Source organism: Pseudoalteromonas sp. NS-SX12, assembly GCF_057367955.1.
Genome location: NZ_CM170634.1, coordinates 970462 through 991785, shown reverse-complemented (window position 1 = coordinate 991785; position 21324 = coordinate 970462). Strand labels below are relative to the sequence as shown.

Sequence of the window (21324 nt, the reverse complement as noted above, 5' to 3'; positions counted from 1 at the left end):
TAAGCCTCTCTTTTTTAATTATTGTGCCGGCATTTCTGCGGCATTCCAACGCATATCTAACTGCTTTTTACCTGCGTCGGTACATGCACCGCCCGCTTCATGCAAACAAACAGTCAGTGTATCTCGCTCAAACTGCTCAAGCGACATTTGCATCGATTTGCCCGCTAATGTGAAATAAGCAATACCATTATCAAGATAGAATGGTGTGTCTTCATACTCACCATTTGCATAGCTAACGCTTAGTGAATATCTAGGTTCGTTTTCCCCATCCCCATCACTGACATATGACTCACTGAAGTCATAATCATTTTCTTGACCGTTTGGTAAATGCTCCCTTAAACGCAAACTGTGCAACATGCCATAATCAAACTGCGTAATATTGATGCCGTCTTGTTTTTCTAAGCGAGTAATATTACTAAAGCCGTAACCAGGATCACCATTAATGTCGTACAGTACAATTGTACGCAAGACAACATACTTATTTGTGTCTTTAGCAAATAAACGATAAGACATTTGCTGCGACAGGTAGCAACGCCCGTTGTCGCTTGAACGACATCGCATAGAAGTATCTTTATCTAAATACGTTTCCAATCGCAAAACACCGTCTTCATCTATACGGGCAACTCTATCATCCTCGTCGATATCCTCTCGCGCAATCAGATCATCATAGATAACTAAGTTTTCATGCCCATAAAGACGATACCCTGTCACCTCTTTAAAATGGCCTACAATGTCATTTTCGCTAAAACCTGTAGCAGTTTGCTGTTTCAACATAATGCCATTACGTGCAAATTGTTGGCCGCCGCTAGTTACATCTGCGACAAACGCATAACCGATTTCGTTTTTGTTTAGAATATAGTAAGTAAAGCGAGTCTCATTATCGCCACTACCAGAAGTTACCTCTAAATTACCATCAGCCACCTGCCATTTAGCATTATTAGTATAAAAATCAGCACTTGGCACTTCAATGCTTGCAGAACCGTCCGCCATTAGATTAGCGACTGCTGGCTCAGACAAAATAGCATTTTCTGGAGTGAACACATCACCGATTAACCACGTCCCTAAGAAATCTGCTTCGGATAACTTGGTTGCATTTCGCTTTTCAGTAAACCCGCCGTGGCGTAAACTTCCGTAATTATCATCAACGACATTTCCATCTTTGTCGACTATACGAAACCTTTCAGCTACAACCCCTTCGATTGTGTTCCCACGCTGAAAAAAAGCGTAAAATTCAGTCGTTAATAACTGCATTTCATGTATCACTATTTCACTATGTACCAAGGTAATGGGCGATGTATATTCTAGGGTTAAATTGCCTAGCTCATCAATAAGCCAGGTAAGTTCGCTACTACTACCATTCTCTAGTACTGTACTGCCCGTACCATCTGGGTTTAGCGTAAAATGACGACCGTCGCTCATAGAAGGTAGCTGTGGTGAAAAAACTAATTGCTTAGTTTCATTAATTACAGGGTAAGCAATTGTTTCAGAGCGCAGAACTTGACCGTGAGCCATACTTTCCGGATAGGTATCAGACATACGCTGTTCAAACTCACGAATTAATTCATCATTTTCAAACAATTGTTCTAGTGTTGTAACGCCTGTAGGTAAGGGGTAGGCTTCACCTTGATTACCGTTAAGTAACATATGCAGCACACCTGCGCGCATTGTTAGCACCTCGGTATAAACTCTTCCGTAGTTTTTTTCTAGCTGCTCTGTGGTCGTATTACTCTCTTTGTCATCAAGCATGTAATATAGAGTCGTTGATATATGACCGACGCTAACGGCAAAGTACTCATCATCAGTTAATATATTATCGCTGCCAGCACGTTGCTTTAACTCGCCTAATGTCAGCAATTGCGAAACGAAATTAAACTCCGGGAAAAATACCGAATTACTGGGTGCTGATAACTTAGCCAATTGCGAGTTATAGCTTTCATCGAGTTCAACGGGCAAACTGAATTCGCCACTGTCATTGGTAGTTGCTGTAAAAACTTGATCGCCAACCGTTAAATTTACGGTTGAATTAGCGCCATTATTAACGCGACCTTTCAAAGTAAATACTTGCGTTTGCACGCTGGCTTTTACTAGCAAGTGATGCTGCGTCATTGCAATCGCACCACCATCATCGGTTACCATAACGGCAATAGTAACTTGCTGATCTTCATCGATATCTGCTGTGGTGACTTTTACTTGTGCTTTATCGGTATCGCTTAACGTGACTCCTTCACCACTTATTAGTTGCCAAAAATAACTGACAATTTCGCCATCGTTATCGCTGGCGTTGGCGGTAAGGTTAAGCTCGCTTTGCTCATCAACCTCAGTAACCCCATTAATTACCACACTCGGCGCTTGGTTATCTGCGTTATCGACAATAGTAAGTGTGTGTTCATCGCGTGCGGTTGCACCATCATTATCAGTTACCGTTACGCTAATGGTGATCTGTGTGTCGCCATCTACATCTGGCAAAGTGAGATCGACCGAAGCTTGATCGCTATTGTTTAAAGTGACATTTTCACCCGATGTAATAGACCAAGCATATTTGCTGATCGAGCCATCGCTATCGCTAGCTGCGGCATTAAGTGTTACAACGCTCGCTTCTTGTGCGCTGTTATCACCATTAATAGTAACGGTTGGCACGCGATTACCTTGATCGGGATTGGGCGATGTATCTTTATCAGACGAGCCCCCGCCACATCCGTAAAGAAAAACGGATAGCGCAGTACTGCAGGCTAAAAATCTAAAAGAAGAATGTGTAGATTTCATTGAATATCCTTATTGCTGAGGAATCACAAACACCCAATGTTTATGGCCTGCATGTAATTCCTTTTACATGTTTAAAGGTATTTCCGCTGCGCCAACATATGACGCAACGTGTTCAAACTGTACCAAATATAGTGTCAGACTAAAACCATATGCACAGCATCAATTGTTTAAAAGCGTAATCAAAGTGCTTTTTCTATTGCTTGCTTTAATTCATCACTTTGCGGTTTTACTCGTGAGCCAAAATGCGTGATTGTTTGACGGTCTTTACTTACTAAGTACTTATTAAAGTTCCAACTTGGCGAACGAGTTTTATCTGCTAAATGTTTAAATATGGGATTAGCATCACTGCCTTTCACATCACTCGTTGCCATCATATTGAACGTCACACCGTAATTGATAAAGCACATTTCGGCGGTGTCTTTTTCATCATTTTCTTCTTGAAAAAAGCTATCAGATGGAAAACCCAACACAACTAAACCTTGTTCTTTATATTCTTTATGAAGCGCTTCAAGTTGCTCAAATTGAGGTGTAAAGCCGCAGTTACTTGCAGTATTTACAATCAGTAATGGCTTATCTTTAAACTGGCATAAGTTGATGCTTTCTTTAGAGCGTAATTTACGAACATCTTGGTTGGTAAAGTCGTTACACTCAGTAGCCGAAACTGAAAATGCAAACAGAGATGGCGCGAGCAAAGAAGTTAACACAATATTTTTTAAACGTTTCATAAGTGATTCCAGTTATTTTAATATACTAGGGTCTGATGACCTTTCTAGTTCGTTTTTGCAGCTGCCGCAAGGCTCGCTTTTGTCATTGTTGCTCGATGTTCGCTTATATTACTAAGCTCTACATTGAGCGCTTTAATAAAAACATGCTCAAACCGAACATTAGAGCGACAAGGATCGTCAGACATTGAGTATACGGTTATTTTTACTTTTAAGATCGAACAAAATTTGAATTATTTTGCACATTTACACTTGGCTCACTTAACATCGACTAGCTTAACTGGCAACTTACTCGGCGACTTTGTGAAAGGCAGTCAGCTTAGTTTTTTACCTGTAGAGTTAGAGCTAGGAATACGTTTACATCGTGGCATCGATAGCTTTACAGATGCTCATCCTGTGTGCCAACAATTTAAAAGTGAGTTTAAAGAAATACGTCGTTACGCCGGGGTCGGGCTGGATATTTTATTTGATCATTTACTGGCAAAACAGCTAGAGGCTCAGTATCAAAATTTGTGCACCTCCTTCTATCAAGTTCTGCACGCTGAGCTTGCTCTGTATGGTGCAACTTTACCCGAAAAATACCAAATCAAAACGTCGCGCATTATTAACGAAAACTGGTTTGCTAGTTACAGCCATCAGCAAGGTATTAAACTCGCCCTGCATAACACAGGGAAACGATTCAGAAATACAGTTCCACTCGAAATATTAGTGGATTGGTACAATGTTAACTCTGATCGCATAGAGTCAAACTTTCAATTGCTTTACCACGACACCACTTTGTTTGCTCTAAGCAAGCGAGACGAGCTTATTGCTCGCCTAAACTGATTGTAATGCGAGTATCGCTGCTTTTGTCGTTACCAATCATCTCATCATACGCTGTTTGAAAATGCAGACTTGCACTGGTAAACCCTAGCGACTTTAAACACGTTTCAGCTTCAAACATCGAGTTAAAAACCATGATTTTATCTTGCTCATCAGAAAGGGAATAAAAATTTCCGTCTTCATCTTCTGCGCCAACTAAATAATGATTTGCATCTGCATAACCAAAAATGGTTGGGGTAAGTAAATGTCTTTCTATTTGATTTTTAAACTCATCTTTACGCATAACAATTACCTTGTTGGGTGACTTTTTAAGCAATACGGAAAAACTGCAATATTCGTTCAAACTTTTTCAAAGTCACTACGTATTAATAGAGCGTGTTGATCTTTACGGTCTATTAAAGGAGTTAAAATATGAAGAACACTGTTTACTACGATGCACAATGCCCGCTTTGCAGCAAAGAAATTGCACTTTGGCGCAAGCTATCTGGCGAGCGGTTTGAATTTAAAGATGTCCACTCGCAAAACTTTGCTCGGCAACAGCGAACGAATATGCTGAAGGTATTACACTTGCGAGACGAAAAAGGCGCATGGCTTATCGGGTTGAACGCAAACTTTAAACTGTGGCGCTCACACCCGATTGGATGGGTCAGTTATTGTTTTTCAATTCCCGGTATTTATTGGCTGGTGAATCATTTTTATAATATTTGGGCTGAACGTCGTTATGAAAAACGTTATGGCTGTGAACAGTGCCAACTTTAAAACAACGCCCGACCGCAACCTGAGAACGCTTTGCCGTTAAACTGACCGCGTACGCTGGAAGCAAATTTTTGACCAGACATAGAATCGGTACATGGTTTATTAATAATTTCAAATAATAGCGTGTTTTGGTTTTTAGTTAGTTCAAACATGCTGCTTTGTTCGGTTTCAATCGGTTTTTTATAAGGTAAGACAGTCTCAAACTGGCCATAGTTAGAAAGATATTTAACGTGAACATTTGGTGTTATTTCAATTAACCAACCCGGCTCATTGCCAACTGCGCGAAAGCTAACACCACGAAATTTTGCGTCTTGCCAAATAGCTTCTTGGCGGTTGTTAACACAGTTTTTATAAAGTGTTTGCTGGTAATTCACCATCGCATTGTCACCCTTTAACCAAACGTAATCCGCTGCTTTTTGGTATTTCGCCCCCGATGCCGTTCTGGTTGGCTCAAGTGCAAGCGTTTGCTGAGGAAAAAACGCCCATAAAGTTTGCCCTTCTAATCGTGAGACAAAGCTCAAATCATTTTCGCACTCAAACATCATGGTGACAGCCTTTCTTGATGATTCAGTTTGTGCCTTTCACTCTTTGACACAGACCCAACTGAATTACATGCACAGAGCATCATCAGGCTCAAAAGCAAAAAAACATGTCTTAACATCTTGATTCCTTTTACAGAGAAAAACACTATAGTTGTAAAATAGTTATACCAATATATTTAACAGAAGTTGGATTAACTCTGCGTGAATTATAATTGAAGGAATAAAAAATGGCAGGAGCAAGCTTACTCACCCTCATAGATGATATCGCGACTTTGCTCGACGATATTGCGGTAATGAGCAAGGTAGCAGCAAAAAAAACTGCAGGTGTATTAGGTGACGACCTTGCCTTAAATGCACAACAGGTTTCTGGCGTAAAAGCCGATCGCGAGTTACCCGTTGTGTGGGCGGTTGCCAAAGGTTCCTTTGTAAATAAGTTAATATTAGTGCCATTAGCGTTGCTTATCTCAGCTTTTGCACCGTTTTTAATAACACCGCTATTAATGCTTGGCGGCTTATTTTTGTGTTATGAAGGCTGTGAAAAAGTACTTGCGCCTTGGCTTCATGGTAAACATGCCGAGCAAAAAGAGCAGCAGATAGATATTCACGACAAACATTACGAGCAACAAAAAATCAAAGGCGCAATTCGCACCGATTTTATTCTCTCTGCCGAAATTATTGTTATTTCATTAGGCACGGTTGCAAACGAAAGCTTTACCTCACAGCTATCGGTATTGAGCGTTATCGCAATACTTATGACAATAGGCGTGTATGGCTTAGTAGCGTTAATTGTGAAAATTGACGACGCAGGACTGTTATTAATAGAACAACCTCATGCTTGGCAACAGACCATTGGCCGCGGGCTGCTTTCTTTCGCTCCGTATTTAATGAAATTACTGGCAATTGTCGGCACGCTTGCAATGTTTTTAGTTGGTGGCGGTATTCTTGTTCATGGCAGTGACTTTTTACATCATGTTGTAGATGATCTCACTTTAGCAATCAATCAGTTGCTTAATACCGACCTAAGCTTTTTATTACCTACATTATTTAATGCCATTATTGGTTTTGTCGCCGGTACAATTGTAGTGGTCGCTACTCTTTTGATTAGTAAAGCGAAGAAGCAACTTCGCAACGCATAAAAAGATGAACTAGATCATTTAACACTTAATTAGCGCTAGCTGTTAGCAACAAAATAGCTGACAATAGCGCTTGGTATAAATGGATTTAAATTATGGTGCTAAGATCAGGAGATCGTTACAACCATAAGTCTTCAAGGAACCAAGTCCACTCATGTTCTTAGAGCATATGAGTGAGCTTATTGATCGAGAGTGTAACTCTCCCTCCTCAATTGTTCTGGGATTACTTTTATACCAATTCACTTAAGTAGCTGATCATCCTAGCGGACTAAATATCATGCTAACTGCGTTAGAATTTATCATTGTAGAACAACTACATAAAAAATTCCGCCCTGTTACCATTTCATTTATCCAGCGCTACCCCTGATTACATACTTTACAGAATTGGTATTACATTTGGAGAAAAGTATGACCTTAAACACCCAATTAGATTTAACAGCCGCGGCAAAAATTACCCTACAGTGCATGGACTTAACCAGCTTAACTGGCTCGGAAAGCGAAAACGAAATCCGTGCCCTTTGCCAGCAAGCAAACAATAGCGCTGGCCATACTGCAGCCATTTGCATTTACCCACAATACATTGAATTTGCTAACAAACAGCTCAATTCAGATGTAAAAATTGCAACTGTAACCAACTTTCCACATGGCGACAAAAACATTGATAAAGCCGTGTCAGAGACTAAGCAAGCTGTAAGCTTAGGTGCCGATGAAGTGGATGTTGTATTTCCTTACCGCGCACTTATTGACGGCGACGAAGCGCTTGGATTTGAACTTGTAAAACAATGCAAAGTAGCCTGTGGCGACACTGTTTTATTAAAAGTGATCATTGAATCTGGCGAACTAAAAAGCGACGAGCTTATTTCGAGCGCATCACGCATTGCAATTGATGCAGGCGCCGATTTTATTAAAACAAGTACGGGTAAAGTGCCCGTAAATGCCACATTAAATGCGGCAAAAATCATGTTAGAAACAATTAAAGCAAGTGGCAAACAAGTTGGCTTTAAAGCCGCGGGCGGTGTACGCACAGTGGCGGATGCCAAACAATACATTGAACTTGCCGCCAGTATTTTTGATCTTGATTGGGTTAACCCTGCAAACTTCCGTTTTGGTGCATCAGGCTTATTAGGTAATGTAAAAACCGTATTGCAAATCAATACCTCAACAGATTCAACACAAGGAGACTATTAATGGTCTCATTTGATCAAATTGAATTTGCAGCTACACCGCACCTCAATGCAAAACAAAATGACTTTGCCGAAACCATTTTACTGCCGGGCGATCCGCTGCGTGCCAAATATATTGCCGAGCATTTTCTTGATGATGCTGTGTTAGTCAACGATGTACGTAATATGCTCGGCTACACCGGCTATTTTCAAGGTAAGCGAATTTCGGTTATGGGCTCTGGCATGGGCATACCAAGCTGCTCAATTTATGCAAAAGAACTGATCACAGAATATGGTGTAAAGAACCTGATCCGCGTAGGCAGTTGTGGCGCGGTATCGAATCAAGTAGCACTACGAGACATCGTTATTGCTATGGGTGCCTGTACTGACTCAAAAGTTAATCGCATGCGCTTTAAAGGCCACGACTTTGCCGCAATTGCTGATTTTAACTTGCTGAATGTTTGTTTAGCACAAGCGAGTAAAACACAGTTACCAGTGAAAGTAGGCAATGTGTTTTCATCTGACCTATTCTATACACCGCAACCAGAAATGTTCGAGCTAATGGATAAAATGGGCATTTTAGGTGTCGAAATGGAAGCCGCGGGCCTTTACGGTGTTGCCGCAGAGTTCGGTGCAAATGCGTTAACCATTTTAACGGTTTCGGATCATATTACGCACGATACTCACCTAAGTAGTGAAGAAAGACAAACTTCCTTTGCTGAAATGATTACCTTGGCGTTACAAACAACCGCCAATTTATGATTAAATACAGGGCTTACAAGGGTCAAGTGACCCTAAGCCCTTACTTATTTGTGGATCAATGAAGAAACTTATCGACTTTTTTGCGACTAAAAACCTCATGCTGTGGGCACTAATTGGCGGTGTCATTTTCGGTCTTATTTTTGGTGAACGGTTGGCGTTTTTACAGCCAGTTGGCAATGGCTTTATTAAGCTAATGCAAATTACAATTTTCCCGTATATTGTGGTTTCGCTGGTTGTTGGTCTTGGTAAGTTCGAACCCGATCAAGTACGCTCTATTTTACTTAAAGCGGCAACCGTCATGCTGTCGTTATGGGGGATTGGCTTATTTGTTATTTGGTGTTTTGCTTTTACATTACCTAAACACGATGCCGGTACTTTCTTTTCTACCGCGCTAATTTCCGCCAAGCAAGAAATCGATTTTGTAGCTCGTTATATCCCCTCTAACCCTTTTGCATCAATGGCTGAAGGCAATGTGCCCGCGTTAGTTATTTTTTGTATTGCTCTGGGCATGGCGTTAATGGGCAATGTGCGTAAAAGCAGTTTACTCAATATATTAGATGTTGTTGGTGAAGGGCTTTCTGTTATTTCAAAGAAAATCGTTAAGATTTTTCCGATTGGTATTTTTGCTATTACCGCAAGTTCAGCAGGCACTATGAGTGTTGACCAACTTAGTACATTGCAAGTGTATCTTGTGCTGGTAATTTTACTTGGCCTGTTTCTGATGTTTGTTTTGCTACCTATGTTGGTCGCGGCGCTTACACCGGTGAAATATCATGAGCTAATTGATGTTGCACGCAATGCGTTAATTGCTGCATTTACCACAGGTAATGTATTTATTACCTTACCCGTGATCACCGAAGGCATTAAAAGCTATATGCATAAAAACAATATTGCCGATGCCAATTCAGATCACATTGCCGAAGTGCTGGTGCCAATTGCCTTTACGTTCCCGAGCTTAGGTAAGCTTACCACGCTCATTTTTGTATTATTTGCGGCATGGCTTACCGGCCACGAAGCAACCCTTGCTGACGTACCAAATATTACCATCAGTGCATTGTTCAGCTACTTTGCCAATGTACATATCGCAATTCCTTACATGTTGGAAACCGTGCGCGTGCCAGCCGATACCTATCAGCTGTATTTGGCAATGTCAGTGATCAGCGCCAAATTTGTATCTCCAACTACTGTGGTCTATATCGTAGCTGTCACTTTTTTAAGTATTTTCTATGTGCGCAAGCAACTGAGTTATAAGCGTGCAAAAAGCATTTTATATTTTTCATTAATTGGGGGGTTATTACCCGCCTGCATGCTCGCGGCCTACACAGTTAACTCACAACTATTGAAAAGCTCACATGCCGCGGATGATATTATTGCCAACATGGTGGTAAGTGACAAAGTACCTGAGCATGTACTAAATCATGTGCCAAAGGCATATGAAGATGGCAAGTTATCGCTTACCAATATAAGTGTAATTAAAAAACGTAATTTACTGCGCGTTGGTTACATTGCCGACAACGTACCGTTTAGCTACTTTAATCACAATGATGAACTCGTTGGCTTTGATATTAGCTTGGCACATAAACTTGCCGAAGACTTGGGCGTGCAAGTGGAGTTTATCCCATTTAAAAAGCCACAACTGGTGGAATACCTCAACAAAGGGTACTTTGATATTGCCATGTCGGGGCTGGAAATTAACCTAGATGATATTGAAAAGGTCTTGTTTACCGATCCGGTGCTTGAGCTCAAGCTTGCCTTAGTGACCCTTGACCATCGCAGTAAAGAATTTCAAACCTTAGAAGCGCTGCAAGCTCATGAATCCCTTAACTTTGCCACCATAGAATACCAAGCGTTACTCGGTAAAGAATTTGAACGCAACAAACATTACACGCTTACCAATATTGCTAGCTATCGTGATTTTTTTGCCAACCCAGATAAGTACGATGCCTTGTTAATTAGCGCTGAAGCAGGCTTTGCTTGGACCATGTTTTATCCAGACTTTGGCGTTGTCGTTCCCGAGGGTTCAAAAGCGAAATACCCGACCGGATTTGCGGTTGCTAAACGTCACGATGACTTGGCAAATTACCTTAACTCGTGGCTCGATATTCGCCGTGCTAGTGGCAGAGTGCAAGAGGTCTACGACTACTGGATTTTAGGTAAAGGCAGTAAACCCTATGTGCGTCGCTGGTCTGTTCTTGATGATATAATTCTTGAAAAATCAGATATTAAAGACTAGTTTATATATCAATTGCACTGATTTTATGAGCAATTATTGCGACAGATAAATGGCTTTTAACTAAGGCAACATGTAGGTAATCTACAAAAATATTGTTAACCGAGTTAAGAACCATTTAGCTCGTTAGAGAAGTCGCATAATAAGTAAAATTGATATAACAACAATAAAACGCGTTTAGGATAGCCATGAATATTACCATTATGGGTAGCATTGCCCTTGCAGTATTCGCCATGATTTTTCTCTATGTGCGAGGTGAGAACTTTAAGCGCCAAGCGAGGCAGCTATCCAGTTCACTTGATGGGGCTAACCGCGAAACAAAATACCTAAGTGAAATCGTTATTGAGCTGGCGAAAGAAGAACAAAAACTACTGCGCGAACGCTTTATTAAAGTACAGCGTTTAGGCTCACCTAAAGTTGAACTGTTACGCTTTAGTGGATTACTTGTCGAAGCATCTGAAAGTGTGATTAGCGACTCAGCATTAGGCCATAAGTCGGTGCAACAAGCCTTCAAACATTATGTAGCCAATTACACCCCTGTTGCTTTTGAAGAGTTTAATAGCTTTATTTTGCAACAAGACACACAGATCAGACAACTTTGGACAAAAAACAATATCCACAGCTATCTCGATTTGTGTAAAGCGTGTATTGAAGATTTAGAGCGCGCTAGCTAATCTACTCGATTATTGACACAAACCTTTCTCATCACACAGCTGCTGCGCTTTGCTATGTCCTTGCTTAGCCGACAACGTTAACCAGTGCCCAGCTTGTACCCTGTTTTTATCTGTTCCTTCACCGGCTAAATACATTTTCGCCAGATTATACTGTCCCCAACTATCGCCTTGCTCTGCTGCTTCACTAAAATATTCAAACGCTGTCAAAAAATCCTTCTCCTGATAGGCGGCAATGCCCTCTTGATTTGCTTTATTCAATTTGAAGCCTGCATATAAAGGCTTTGGATTGCTCGGCATTACAACAAAACCACCGAACAGTTTTAAATCTTTAGGTCGGTAAGCTGCATAGATGGTGTTATCGTCGTAAAAATCTTTTATTTGTTGCTGGCTAAAAGTCTGATTGTCACTAAAAAAGTAACCCTTTTGTACAAAATTATCACTGCGCGCCGATAGTTTAAGGTCGCGCTCACGACTGTAGTTATAGCGACTTAGCTTTAAGGTGACAGTATCATTTTCAGTTGCAACCACCTTAGCCGCGACAACTCGCTTTTGATAGTATTCCTCTTTTAAAAACTTACTGTAATCAATAAAAAAGAAATCATTTATCTGCGGTTGGTTAACGATGTTTATTTCAACATTGCGAGCCTGAGTATGCTGCAGCCAAAGCCAGTTCAACATCAATATGATTAATACAGTACCAATAAATTTGGTTAATACGTGAAATATCGGCACTTTCGAATATTGACTATTTTCAGGCTCATTTTTAGCGCTGCAATTGGCGCAATACGAAGCGCGCTCTAACGCAAATGGAAATAAGGGAATTAAGCCAAAACGAACAAACTTTAATTGTGTATGTGCTGTAACCGCGACTTGGTGACATTGACTACATTGAATATATTGCGGGTGTTCAAATGCTTGGTTTTTTATATTAAAAAATAGCATGTACAGTCCGTTGATTTGGTTAATTTACGTTCTGTTTTACTGTAACTAGGCAAACAAAACAACCAATAAAATATTTTCTTACAACTAACAACTGTATAAAGAACATGTATTTACAAAATTTTAACAGCGATACTTAATACTCTTTGCCTAATAAAATAAAAAAGGCCCTCAAATGAGAGCCCTTATTGCTTAGGAATAATTAAAGGGGAATTAAAAGAAACCTAAAGGACTATCGCTATAGCTTACTAACAAGTTTTTAGTATTTTGATAGTGTTCAAGCATCATTTTATGAGTTTCACGACCTACACCTGATTTTTTGTAACCACCAAATGCCGCATGCGCTGGGTAATGATGATAACAGTTAGTCCAAACACGTCCTGCTTCAATTCCACGCCCCATGCGATACGCAAGGTTCATATTTTTAGTCCAAAGTCCTGCACCTAAACCAAACTCAGTGTCGTTAGCAATTGCTAGCGCCTCAGCTTCGTCTTTAAAAGTTGCAACACTGACAACAGGACCAAAAATCTCATCACGGAAAATGCGCATTTGGTTGTTACCTTTAAACAAGGTTGGTTGAATATAATAACCGCCGCCTAGCTCTTCAGATACTTGCTCAACACCACCACCGGTTAAGAGCTCTGCACCTTCGTCTTTACCAATTGCTAGGTAACTAAGTATTTTATCAAACTGTTCTTGCGATGCTTGCGCACCAACCATAGTTTCGGTATCAAGCGGATTACCGCGCTTAATTTGTTTAGTGCGATCAATAACACGCGCAATAAACTCATCATAAATGTCTTCCTGCACCAAGAGACGAGATGGGCATGTACACACTTCACCTTGGTTGAAAAACGCCAATACAGCTCCTTCAACACACTTGCTAATATATTCTTCATCTTGCTGCATAATGTCTGAAAAGTATATATTCGGTGACTTACCGCCAAGTTCAACGGTGGATGGAATGATATTTTCTGCGGCGCATTTTAAAATATGCGCACCAACTGGCGTCGATCCCGTAAACGCAATTTTTGCAATACGTGTACTGGTTGCAAGTGCTTGCCCTGCTTCCGCACCAAAACCATTAACCACATTCAATACGCCTGCTGGCAGTAAATCACCGATGACTTCCATCAGCTTAAGAATTGATACAGGAGTTTGCTCAGCTGGTTTTAAGATAACGCAATTGCCTGCCACAAGTGCTGGCGCTAATTTCCAAGCTGCCATTAATAATGGAAAGTTCCATGGGATAATTTGACCAACAACGCCTAAAGGCTCATGAAAGTGATACGCCACCGTACCATTATCTATTTCACCAATTGAGCCTTCTTGCGCGCGAATACAGCCAGCATAGTAGCGGAAGTGATCAACACACAGTGGTAGGTCAGCAGCAAGTGTTTCGCGTACTGCTTTACCATTATCCCATGTTTCTGCAACTGCCAACATTTCAAGATTCTGCTCAATACGGTCGGCTATTTTTAGTAGCAAGTTACTACGTTCTGTTACTGATGTTTGTGCCCATGCATCTTTTGCCTTATGCGCTGCATCGAGGGCTAATTCAATATCTTTACCGTTAGAGCGAGGTATACGACAAATGACTTCTCCTGTTACCGGTGTTGTATTATCAAAATACTTGCCGTCAACAGGAGCAACCCACTCGCCACCAATATAGTTTTCATACTGTTCATTAAACTGTACTTTGGCATCTGCATGCCCTGGATTTGCGTAAATCATTTTGTTTCCTTTATGTGTGTTGTTATTAGAAGCTTTCTTCAACTTGAATATGTGCTCCCTCAGACTAGTACTTCAAAATAATTGTTGCTTGACTCTGCATCCAAATAACTTGACTGAGAGTGCACAATTTAGCCATTATGGATCTCTACAAGTTTGGAGGAACAGGTATGTTGTTACAGGAAAAACGCAGTAAAGTTAGCACCTTAATTGATAATCGAGCTGCATTTAATAGCGACCATGTACAACTGTGTATTTACGATACCTATCAAGCTTGTGAGCGCATTCCATTTCATGCTGAACAGTTAATGTTTTGCGCTATGCATACCGGTAAAAAAGTAATGCATCATCACAGCCTGCAACGAGGACAAGAATTTTTACCGGGACAAAGCTTTATAATTGCCGGAGGTGAACACGTTGAAATTGATTTTCCTGAGGCACATTTAAACGCCCCAACATCATGCCTAACCATTGAAGTTGACAGTAAAAAAGTGCAGGAAGTAGCAGAGAGAATGCGCCTAGAGCAAGCCTATTACAATGAGCAAAGCGCCACTCTGCAGTTGAGCAATAATCCGTTTACTCAACAGCTTTATCAACGATTAGTTGACACCTTTAGCGAAAACCAGCAAGACCGAGAGGTGCTGATCGACCTTGGTATTAGTGAGTTGCTCGTACGCATGCTGCAAGATCGCTCGCGCGAATTGGTATTGCAGCATTGTAATCACAAAATTGGCCATAACGGATTGCAATCGGCCATTAGCTTTATAAAACAAAATTTAACTAAGCCAATCTCAATTGAAATGCTATGTAAAAGTGCAGGTATGGGACGCAGTAAGTTATTTTTAGAATTTAAGCGCCAATTAGGCTGCACACCACAAGCCTTTATTGTTGAACAAAAGCTAACAGCGGCTGCGGCAAAACTTAAACAAGGAACTGCGGTTACTCAGGTATGCTATGACTACGGATTTAGCGAATTAAGCTACTTTAGCCGCCGATTTAAAAAAACATTTGGCTGCAGCCCAAGAACCTACCAAAACCAAACAGTTTAAATTTTTTCATCTATTAATTACTTAAATAGATTGAAAAAACACCGCAGCCCTGTATCATAGCCCGCGATTTTATAACACGGAATGAAAAGGAAATTTCAATGTTAAAAAAAGCACTTCTTGCTGCTTCTTCAGCTCTAGCTCTAACTGCATGTATGTCTGGTACTGGTCCCGCTCTTAAAAGCTCTGTAACACAAGGTGTTGCGGGTGTTGAAGCACGTCTACCATATGCTAACTACACTAACTACTTTGGTTATGTTGACGCATCTGTAAAACCAGAAGGTAAATACAAGAACAAAGACGCTTACTACCTATACGCTTGGGTACCAGCGGCAGTAGATGAAATTGGTGTATCTATGGTTTCACCAGCAACATCAACGCCTTCTGATAGCGACTTCGTAAACGTAAACTACACAAATAACTTCGAAAATGATTCTAAAACATATTTCGATACTTACATTGTGTTAGATCGCATGGATATCATCGACCCAGCGAAAATCAAAAACGGCGGTAAGTCACTACAAACTCTGACTTACAATGACGACAGCAGCGAACTACCTCAGAATCCAGGTGGTCAGAGCTACAACTCTCTACTGCGTCAAACTTCAGATATCAACAACCCAACAAAAGCACTTGTTCGTGGTGTATATCGCATCTCTTTCACTTCATTCCGCTCAGCGATTGAAGGTTCTTTTGAAGCTACTGTTGGTACAAACGTACCAGGCGTTAAAATTGCAGCTTCTTTAGATGAACTACATAACCTAGTAAACGAAGGTTAATTAGTTTCGAGCTCGACCCTATACCAATCGGTATAAGTCGAGCTCACTTTCCTTTTATCCTGTTTGTTACCCTTCTATCATTCTTCCTCTTTCTTAATTCCGTATTCCCCTTACTCTAGCCACAAGCAAAACAGGAGTAAGAAAATGATTATTACCAATACCGAACAAGTCGCTAACTATCAAATTACGCAATCTCTAGGCTTAGTAACAGGTAATGTTGTACGCTCTAAACACGTAGGCCGTGACATTATGGCAAGTCTTAAAACTATCGTTGGTGGCGAGATTAGAGGCTACACGGAAATGATGACAGATGCCCGCTCAGTCGCTCAAGCACGAATGACAGAAGAAGCCCAGCGCTTAGGTGCAGACGCCGTGATTAATGTACGCTTTACCACAAGCGCTGTTGCCGCAGGCATGTCGGAGATCCTCGCTTACGGCACAGCTGTCAAAATCTCTAGATAATGAGTTATTTCAGCTAGAAATATCAGTTATTAACGAGATAAATTTTTTACACATGCCAAGCAGTGCTTTAATTTATTTACTACAAAATAAATGGCACTGCTTATGACACACTTCACCACTCCCGACCTATACGACGAATATTCTGACCAACTTCAAGTAGCTAGCGCAGGGTTACTTCACTTTGGTAATATTTCTACGTTCGCAGGCCAAGCAATCACCATCCAATGTCCAAATGATAACTCCAAGGTTGGTGAGTTACTCAGAAGCAACGGTGACGGTAAGGTATTAGTCGTCGACGCCAATAACGCTCAACAATTTGCTTTTTTAGGCGATAATCTTGCCAAGTTCGCCATCGAAAATAATTGGCAAGGCATTATTGTAAACGGCTGTGTGCGTGATGTTGAAATTTTAGAACAGATGTCTTTAGCAATTATGGCTAGAGGCTGCGTACCACGAAAAACACAAAAACGAGGTTTAGGCGAGCAAGTAAGAGCCGTCAGCTTTTTAGACGTCACTATTCATAATGGCGATTGGATTTATGGCGATCGCAATGGATTATTAGTAAGTAAATCACAACTGATTGAATTGGAGTAAGGGCTTCGAACTAAGGGTTCGAACCAAAGCCTCGCTTCACAAGCCATAAAGCAAAAAACCCCGCAAACTATTTATGTGAGGCTTTAATTTGTTTTGTGCAATGGAGGGTAGTCGGGATTAGCGCTCGTGCATCCTGCACTCGCCCACTGCATGGCGCGTCCGCGGCTCAAATTGTTCCTGACTATTCTTAAAATAAAGAACTTCGAACTCAGGGTTCGAACCAAAGCCTCGCTTCACAAGCCATAAAGCAAAAAACCCCGCAACAAGTTGCAGGGTTTTTTGCTTTATACATGGCGGAGAAGGAGGGATTCGAACCCTCGATAGGGCTACAAACCCTATACTCCCTTAGCAGGGGAGCGCCTTCGGCCACTCGGCCACCTCTCCAGCGCAAATACATTTAAAATGGCGGAGAGATAGGGATTTGAACCCTAGATAGGCTATTAACCTATGCCGGTTTTCAAGACCGGTGCTTTCAACCACTCAGCCATCTCTCCATGCGCAAAATAATACTCAGCCAACCTTAAACTGTAAATAGCAAAAAGTTTGTTTGCTCAAATAAACATCAAAAAATTAACATTTTTATTAAAAAAAGCAATTTTCACACCTTTATCATCAATATTTACCATCAATCCCCAAACATTACCGCTAATCATCTTGCCGAACTCAACCTTTTAAATATTCGTAATATAGAACCCAACAAAACGATTTAACTTCACCGCCATGAGGAATGAGACATGAATAAACTAATTACAGCAACTATCGCAGCAGCAAGCATTTTATCTTTCAACGCAGCCGCTAAAGTAACACCATCAGATAATAGCCTATCGTCAAAAATCTGCGCCGCAGCGGCAAATGAGCAAGATGGTAAATTACGTCGCTTACTTAAGCAGGAAAACAAAAACGTACGTAAGGCTGCTGAAAATATTTTATGTAACGGCAAATCACTTGAAGCGTTTGCGCAAGACATCAAAAACGCGAAAGTAGCGAAACAATTTAGCGATAACACAGACTTCATTGCTAAGCGCTAATAAACCAATTACCTGAAGTCAAAAGGGCGAGTTTACTCAAGTAAACTCGCCCTTTTCTGTGTTTAAACACTGTTAGGATTTTCTACTTTCGATACACCAAAAAATAGATGAAATTTTTATCTACTAAAACTGACTTTCAACGATAGCTTTTTGCCAAATCTCACTTATCACGCATATTTACCATCAATCACCAAACATTACCGCTAATCATCTTGCCAAACTCGACCTTTTAAAAATTCGTAATATAGAACCCAACAAAACGATTTAACTTCACCGCCATGAGGAATGAGACATGAATAAATTAATTACAGCAACTATCGCAGTAGCAAGCATTTTATCTTTCAACGCAGCCGCTAAAGTAACACCATCAGATAATAGCTTATCGTCAAAAATCTGCGCCGCAGCAGCAAATGAGCAAGATGGTAAATTACGTCGCTTACTTAAGCAGGAAAACAAAAACGTACGTAAGGCTGCTGAAAATATTTTATGTAACGGCAAATCACTTGAAGCGTTTGCGCAAGACATCAAAAACGCAAAAGTAGCGAAACAATTTAGCGATAACACAGACTATATTGCTAAGCGCTAATAAACCAATTACCTGAAGTCAAAAGGGCGAGTTTACTCAAGTAAACTCGCCCTTTTTGATTTTTAAAGCCCTGCGACCTTGGCAATTATGCACAAACCAATCGGTAGCCTATGCCTCGCTTAGTTTCTATCATGCTCTCGTCTTGATCTGACAGCATTAGCTTTTTACGTAACTTACCAATATAAACATCAACAACATTGGTCATTGGATCCATTTCCATACCCCAAACATTGCTTAAAATGCGCTCGCGGCTAAGGTACTTGCCAGGGTTTGTCATTAGCAGTTCAAGTATCGCCATCTCTTTAACCGTTAGCGAAATTTCTTTATCTGCCAAGGTTACAATGTAGCTGTCACGATCAAATCTCAACTCTTCAAACGTTAGTGTATTCGAACGTGCTTTTTGCGATGGCTTGCGACGCGTAACCGCTTCAATTCGCGCCAAAAGTTCTTCATAGGCAAAAGGCTTAGTTACGTAATCATCTGCACCTAAACGTAAGCCATGCACAATATCCTGAGAAGCATCCATGGCGGTCAGCATAATGATTGGAATCTCAAAGTTTTTAATGCGTAATGCCTGACACACTTCTAAGCCGTTTAAACCCGGAAGCATTATATCGAGCAAAATCAGATTAAAGTCGCCTTCAAGCGCCAGATCTAATCCTTCTTTACCGTCGCTGGCACGCACCACAAAGTACCCTTCAGCACGCAATCCGCGCTCTAAAAAACTCGCTACGCGATCATCGTCTTCAACTAATAAAATTCTCATTACGTTCCTCACCATTTAATGGTAATAGTATAGTCGCCACAGAGCCTACACCTGAAGCATTTGATTTTAAACTAATATGACCGCCATGCGCATCAACTATTGCCTTTGCAACAGGCAGACCTAACCCCGAACCCGGAGTGTTTGAACGGTTGCTACGATAAAAGCGTTCAAAAATATTTTCCAACTCTTGCTTAGTAACACCCTGACCAGCGTCAATTATTTTAATAATAACCACTTGCTGACGACACAATACTTTTACTTCTGTAATCGCATGTTCAGTCGAGTAGCTAAGTGCATTTTCTAACAAAATCATTAGTACTTGGCGAATTCTACGTTCATCAAGCTCAAGACTGATCTCTTCGCTAATATCAAATACTATATCTTGTTTACGCTCTTGCGCTTTACGACGGTACACATAACACAAATCCTGAATCAACTTTGATAGATTCACCTCGCTACAAGAAAGCCTTAACTCCCCTGCGCTCGACCGCGCAACTAGCATCAAATCATCGATCAATGCAGTGGTGTGACTTACTTGATCAACAACTGCAACAAGGGTTTCTAGGTAATCATCAACATTCTCTGAATGACTGCGTAACAAGATCTCTGATTCACCGCGAATTATTGTAAGAGGCGTGCGTAATTCATGAGAAATATCAGCTAAAAATTGGCGACGCTGCTTATCGACATAGGCCAATTTTTCGTTACTCAAAGCCAAGGCTTTTGTCCGCTCTTGTACTTTTTCTTCTAGCTGAAGTTTAGCCTCACCCAATTCTGTTTGTTTGGTTTTTAGCTCACTTGCCATAAAGTTTAAGGCATCTGCAAGCTTGGCAAATTCGGTGTCTTTTAGTTTTGGAATACGGTGTTCTAGTTTACCGGCTGTAAACTGGCTAGCTGCAAACTGAAGTTGTTTTGTTGCCTTTGAAATACGCTGCCAAAAAAACCAAATGGTCAGCATCATAAACAAACTTAATAGCCCGAGTGCAATTGCCAAGTAGCGGTTATTGCGCTCAGACATGATTTTACTGTTATCACGGATCGCTTCAGCCTGTAAATTTTCTTGCTTTACGGCCTCACTTATTAAGGCATTAAACTCAGCATGTACGCCCTGTTGCTGCAATAAACGATACAGGCTTTGCGCTTCAGATAATTCACCACGTGTAATCAGCGACCTGATTTCTTGCGAAGTCGTAATAATGCGCTCAACTTTTTGTGTTACTCGGTCTAACAATGCGAGTTCATTTTGCGTGCTGACCTCAGGTGCCAAAGCTACTTTTTTTAACAGGGAATTACGTACTTCAACAATTGCTGTACGCAACTTTTGCTCATTTTCTTCGCGTAACTCAGGCGCAAGCACGATGCCATTGCGCGACATTTCACCGATCGCAACAAGCTTTTCGAAAGTGTAAAGGGCAATATTTGAATACTGGTTAAGAATTTTATGAACAAGTTCTGATTTTTGTGCATTGTCTTTAAAGCGGTTTGAACTATCAAAGTAAAGACCTGCCATCGCTGAGCTGAACAGTGAAATGATCACTAACGCGATAAGTAATTTATGAGTAAGGCGACTTTGGATTTGATAAGGAAGGTGATTCAACTGCTTTTCCATTCAATGGGTTACCAACTAACTAGTGCATAAATACTAAGTTAGCCGTAAATCTGCGAGTTTACTATATTGTTAGAAGTAAAAAGAGTTAATAATTCACCTACCTATTAACTCTCACAACAACAATATTGGGATTGCGTTCCTGTCCCCTGAAAATACCATCGACTGAAATATTCTTGCGTCAATTAAAGCCGACGGTAATACAGGAACGCGAGACATA

The 21324-nt window shown here is 40.8% G+C and carries 21 protein-coding genes and 2 tRNA genes; 13 read left to right on the top strand and 10 right to left on the bottom strand.

The window, feature by feature from the left end; translation table 11 throughout:
* Nucleotides 1–18: 18 nt before the first annotated feature.
* Together AC2IOM_RS04790 and AC2IOM_RS04785 are read right to left on the bottom strand one after the other, a co-directional pair.
* The gene (locus tag AC2IOM_RS04790; protein ID WP_486359264.1) at nucleotides 19–2763 is read right to left on the bottom strand and encodes a PKD domain-containing protein; all 2745 of its coding nucleotides are present in this window, start codon (nucleotides 2761–2763) and stop codon (nucleotides 19–21) included.
* Nucleotides 2764–2942: 179 nt separating this feature from the next.
* Nucleotides 2943–3488, bottom strand: a complete 546-nt coding sequence (locus AC2IOM_RS04785; protein ID WP_100914404.1) for a glutathione peroxidase — start codon at nucleotides 3486–3488, stop codon at nucleotides 2943–2945.
* A 123-nt stretch (nucleotides 3489–3611) separates the two neighbouring features.
* Here AC2IOM_RS04785 and AC2IOM_RS04780 point away from each other — a divergent pair, with 123 nt between their 5' ends.
* On the top strand, nucleotides 3612–4310 hold the full coding sequence (locus AC2IOM_RS04780) for an acyl carrier protein phosphodiesterase (protein WP_442792817.1): 699 nt from the start codon (nucleotides 3612–3614) through the stop codon (nucleotides 4308–4310).
* Here the strand turns inward: AC2IOM_RS04780 and AC2IOM_RS04775 are convergent.
* The gene (locus AC2IOM_RS04775) at nucleotides 4291–4590 is read right to left on the bottom strand and encodes a DUF6482 family protein (RefSeq protein ID WP_100914406.1); all 300 of its coding nucleotides are present in this window, start codon (nucleotides 4588–4590) and stop codon (nucleotides 4291–4293) included. The two genes, AC2IOM_RS04780 and AC2IOM_RS04775, sit on opposite strands and share 20 nt — an antisense overlap.
* Nucleotides 4591–4718: 128 nt before the next feature.
* Here AC2IOM_RS04775 and AC2IOM_RS04770 point away from each other — a divergent pair, with 128 nt between their 5' ends.
* Nucleotides 4719–5066: a thiol-disulfide oxidoreductase DCC family protein gene (locus tag AC2IOM_RS04770; protein WP_100914407.1), complete on the top strand. Its 348-nt coding sequence runs from the start codon at nucleotides 4719–4721 to the stop codon at nucleotides 5064–5066.
* Here the strand turns inward: AC2IOM_RS04770 and AC2IOM_RS04765 are convergent.
* Nucleotides 5063–5608, bottom strand: a complete 546-nt coding sequence (locus AC2IOM_RS04765) for a COG3650 family protein (protein ID WP_158683603.1) — start codon at nucleotides 5606–5608, stop codon at nucleotides 5063–5065. The two genes, AC2IOM_RS04770 and AC2IOM_RS04765, sit on opposite strands and share 4 nt — an antisense overlap.
* A gap of 224 nt (nucleotides 5609–5832) precedes the next feature.
* On the opposite strand from AC2IOM_RS04765, the gene AC2IOM_RS04760 reads away from it, so the two are divergent.
* The 5 genes from AC2IOM_RS04760 (at nucleotide 5833) to AC2IOM_RS04740 (ending at nucleotide 11567) form a co-directional block, all read left to right on the top strand.
* The gene (locus tag AC2IOM_RS04760) at nucleotides 5833–6741 is read left to right on the top strand and encodes a DUF808 domain-containing protein (protein WP_486359263.1); all 909 of its coding nucleotides are present in this window, start codon (nucleotides 5833–5835) and stop codon (nucleotides 6739–6741) included.
* A 405-nt stretch (nucleotides 6742–7146) separates the two neighbouring features.
* Complete coding sequence (gene deoC, locus AC2IOM_RS04755) at nucleotides 7147–7926, top strand: deoxyribose-phosphate aldolase (protein WP_486359262.1); 780 nt, start codon at nucleotides 7147–7149, stop codon at nucleotides 7924–7926.
* The gene (deoD, locus tag AC2IOM_RS04750) at nucleotides 7926–8663 is read left to right on the top strand and encodes a purine-nucleoside phosphorylase (protein WP_010561398.1); all 738 of its coding nucleotides are present in this window, start codon (nucleotides 7926–7928) and stop codon (nucleotides 8661–8663) included. The genes deoC and deoD overlap by 1 nt, the downstream gene beginning before the upstream one ends.
* Nucleotides 8664–8721: 58 nt before the next feature.
* Nucleotides 8722–10896 carry a cation:dicarboxylate symporter family transporter gene (locus tag AC2IOM_RS04745; protein ID WP_486359261.1) on the top strand — a complete coding sequence of 725 codons (2175 nt, stop codon included), beginning with the start codon at nucleotides 8722–8724 and terminating at the stop codon, nucleotides 10894–10896.
* Nucleotides 10897–11081: 185 nt separating this feature from the next.
* Nucleotides 11082–11567 carry a hypothetical protein gene (locus AC2IOM_RS04740; protein ID WP_395389440.1) on the top strand — a complete coding sequence of 162 codons (486 nt, stop codon included), beginning with the start codon at nucleotides 11082–11084 and terminating at the stop codon, nucleotides 11565–11567.
* A gap of 9 nt (nucleotides 11568–11576) precedes the next feature.
* Here AC2IOM_RS04740 and AC2IOM_RS04735 read toward each other — a convergent pair whose 3' ends face one another.
* Nucleotides 11577–12509: a tetratricopeptide repeat protein gene (locus AC2IOM_RS04735; RefSeq protein WP_486359260.1), complete on the bottom strand. Its 933-nt coding sequence runs from the start codon at nucleotides 12507–12509 to the stop codon at nucleotides 11577–11579.
* 210 nt (nucleotides 12510–12719) lie between these two features.
* Nucleotides 12720–14240 carry an acetaldehyde dehydrogenase ExaC gene (exaC, locus tag AC2IOM_RS04730; protein WP_100914415.1) on the bottom strand — a complete coding sequence of 507 codons (1521 nt, stop codon included), beginning with the start codon at nucleotides 14238–14240 and terminating at the stop codon, nucleotides 12720–12722.
* 167 nt (nucleotides 14241–14407) lie between these two features.
* Between exaC and AC2IOM_RS04725 the strand changes: the two genes are divergently transcribed.
* From AC2IOM_RS04725 to rraA, 4 genes are all read left to right on the top strand, one after another.
* Nucleotides 14408–15286: a helix-turn-helix domain-containing protein gene (locus tag AC2IOM_RS04725; RefSeq protein ID WP_486359259.1), complete on the top strand. Its 879-nt coding sequence runs from the start codon at nucleotides 14408–14410 to the stop codon at nucleotides 15284–15286.
* Between the two features lie 98 nt (nucleotides 15287–15384).
* Nucleotides 15385–16062, top strand: coding sequence for a LipL32 family surface lipoprotein (locus AC2IOM_RS04720; RefSeq protein WP_010561392.1), 678 nt, complete (start codon nucleotides 15385–15387; stop codon nucleotides 16060–16062).
* A gap of 144 nt (nucleotides 16063–16206) precedes the next feature.
* Nucleotides 16207–16524, top strand: coding sequence for a YbjQ family protein (locus AC2IOM_RS04715; RefSeq protein ID WP_010561391.1), 318 nt, complete (start codon nucleotides 16207–16209; stop codon nucleotides 16522–16524).
* Between the two features lie 102 nt (nucleotides 16525–16626).
* Nucleotides 16627–17118 (top strand): ribonuclease E activity regulator RraA, encoded by a 492-nt coding sequence (gene rraA, locus AC2IOM_RS04710; protein ID WP_486359258.1) that lies wholly within the window; start codon nucleotides 16627–16629, stop codon nucleotides 17116–17118.
* Nucleotides 17119–17409: 291 nt separating this feature from the next.
* Here the strand turns inward: rraA and AC2IOM_RS04705 are convergent.
* Together AC2IOM_RS04705 and AC2IOM_RS04700 are read right to left on the bottom strand one after the other, a co-directional pair.
* A tRNA-Ser gene (locus AC2IOM_RS04705) sits at nucleotides 17410–17502 on the bottom strand.
* 19 nt (nucleotides 17503–17521) lie between these two features.
* A tRNA-Ser gene (locus tag AC2IOM_RS04700) sits at nucleotides 17522–17612 on the bottom strand.
* A 240-nt stretch (nucleotides 17613–17852) separates the two neighbouring features.
* Between AC2IOM_RS04700 and AC2IOM_RS04695 the strand changes: the two genes are divergently transcribed.
* Nucleotides 17853–18146 (top strand): DUF3718 domain-containing protein, encoded by a 294-nt coding sequence (locus AC2IOM_RS04695; RefSeq protein WP_096035297.1) that lies wholly within the window; start codon nucleotides 17853–17855, stop codon nucleotides 18144–18146.
* 292 nt (nucleotides 18147–18438) lie between these two features.
* Complete coding sequence (locus AC2IOM_RS04690; RefSeq protein ID WP_486359257.1) at nucleotides 18439–18732, top strand: DUF3718 domain-containing protein; 294 nt, start codon at nucleotides 18439–18441, stop codon at nucleotides 18730–18732.
* A gap of 85 nt (nucleotides 18733–18817) precedes the next feature.
* On the opposite strand, the gene AC2IOM_RS04685 is transcribed toward AC2IOM_RS04690, so the two are convergent.
* Both AC2IOM_RS04685 and AC2IOM_RS04680 read right to left on the bottom strand, forming a co-directional pair.
* Entirely contained in the window at nucleotides 18818–19498 is a 681-nt protein-coding gene (locus AC2IOM_RS04685) for a response regulator transcription factor (protein WP_010561387.1), read from the bottom strand.
* Complete coding sequence (locus AC2IOM_RS04680; RefSeq protein WP_010561386.1) at nucleotides 19479–21107, bottom strand: sensor histidine kinase; 1629 nt, start codon at nucleotides 21105–21107, stop codon at nucleotides 19479–19481. The genes AC2IOM_RS04685 and AC2IOM_RS04680 overlap by 20 nt, the downstream gene beginning before the upstream one ends.
* Between the last annotated feature and the right edge of the window lie 217 nt (nucleotides 21108–21324).

Bases quoted from the DNA above. Each gene is read 5' to 3' on its own strand.
- AC2IOM_RS04735 (WP_486359260.1), bottom strand. From the start codon at position 12,509: ATGCTATTTTTTAATATAAAAAACCAAGCATTTGAACACCCGCAATAT.
- AC2IOM_RS04680 (WP_010561386.1), bottom strand. From the start codon at position 21,107: ATGGAAAAGCAGTTGAATCACCTTCCTTATCAAATCCAAAGTCGCCTT.
- AC2IOM_RS04785 (WP_100914404.1), bottom strand. From the start codon at position 3,488: ATGAAACGTTTAAAAAATATTGTGTTAACTTCTTTGCTCGCGCCATCT.
- AC2IOM_RS04695 (WP_096035297.1), top strand. From the start codon at position 17,853: ATGAATAAACTAATTACAGCAACTATCGCAGCAGCAAGCATTTTATCT.
- AC2IOM_RS04740 (WP_395389440.1), top strand. From the start codon at position 11,082: ATGAATATTACCATTATGGGTAGCATTGCCCTTGCAGTATTCGCCATG.
- AC2IOM_RS04715 (WP_010561391.1), top strand. From the start codon at position 16,207: ATGATTATTACCAATACCGAACAAGTCGCTAACTATCAAATTACGCAA.
- AC2IOM_RS04790 (WP_486359264.1), bottom strand. From the start codon at position 2,763: ATGAAATCTACACATTCTTCTTTTAGATTTTTAGCCTGCAGTACTGCG.
- deoC (WP_486359262.1), top strand. From the start codon at position 7,147: ATGACCTTAAACACCCAATTAGATTTAACAGCCGCGGCAAAAATTACC.
- AC2IOM_RS04765 (WP_158683603.1), bottom strand. From the start codon at position 5,608: ATGATGTTTGAGTGCGAAAATGATTTGAGCTTTGTCTCACGATTAGAA.
- AC2IOM_RS04720 (WP_010561392.1), top strand. From the start codon at position 15,385: ATGTTAAAAAAAGCACTTCTTGCTGCTTCTTCAGCTCTAGCTCTAACT.
- rraA (WP_486359258.1), top strand. From the start codon at position 16,627: ATGACACACTTCACCACTCCCGACCTATACGACGAATATTCTGACCAA.
- AC2IOM_RS04725 (WP_486359259.1), top strand. From the start codon at position 14,408: ATGTTGTTACAGGAAAAACGCAGTAAAGTTAGCACCTTAATTGATAAT.
- AC2IOM_RS04775 (WP_100914406.1), bottom strand. From the start codon at position 4,590: ATGCGTAAAGATGAGTTTAAAAATCAAATAGAAAGACATTTACTTACC.
- deoD (WP_010561398.1), top strand. From the start codon at position 7,926: ATGGTCTCATTTGATCAAATTGAATTTGCAGCTACACCGCACCTCAAT.
- AC2IOM_RS04745 (WP_486359261.1), top strand. From the start codon at position 8,722: ATGAAGAAACTTATCGACTTTTTTGCGACTAAAAACCTCATGCTGTGG.
- AC2IOM_RS04760 (WP_486359263.1), top strand. From the start codon at position 5,833: ATGGCAGGAGCAAGCTTACTCACCCTCATAGATGATATCGCGACTTTG.
- AC2IOM_RS04685 (WP_010561387.1), bottom strand. From the start codon at position 19,498: ATGAGAATTTTATTAGTTGAAGACGATGATCGCGTAGCGAGTTTTTTA.
- exaC (WP_100914415.1), bottom strand. From the start codon at position 14,240: ATGATTTACGCAAATCCAGGGCATGCAGATGCCAAAGTACAGTTTAAT.
- AC2IOM_RS04770 (WP_100914407.1), top strand. From the start codon at position 4,719: ATGAAGAACACTGTTTACTACGATGCACAATGCCCGCTTTGCAGCAAA.
- AC2IOM_RS04690 (WP_486359257.1), top strand. From the start codon at position 18,439: ATGAATAAATTAATTACAGCAACTATCGCAGTAGCAAGCATTTTATCT.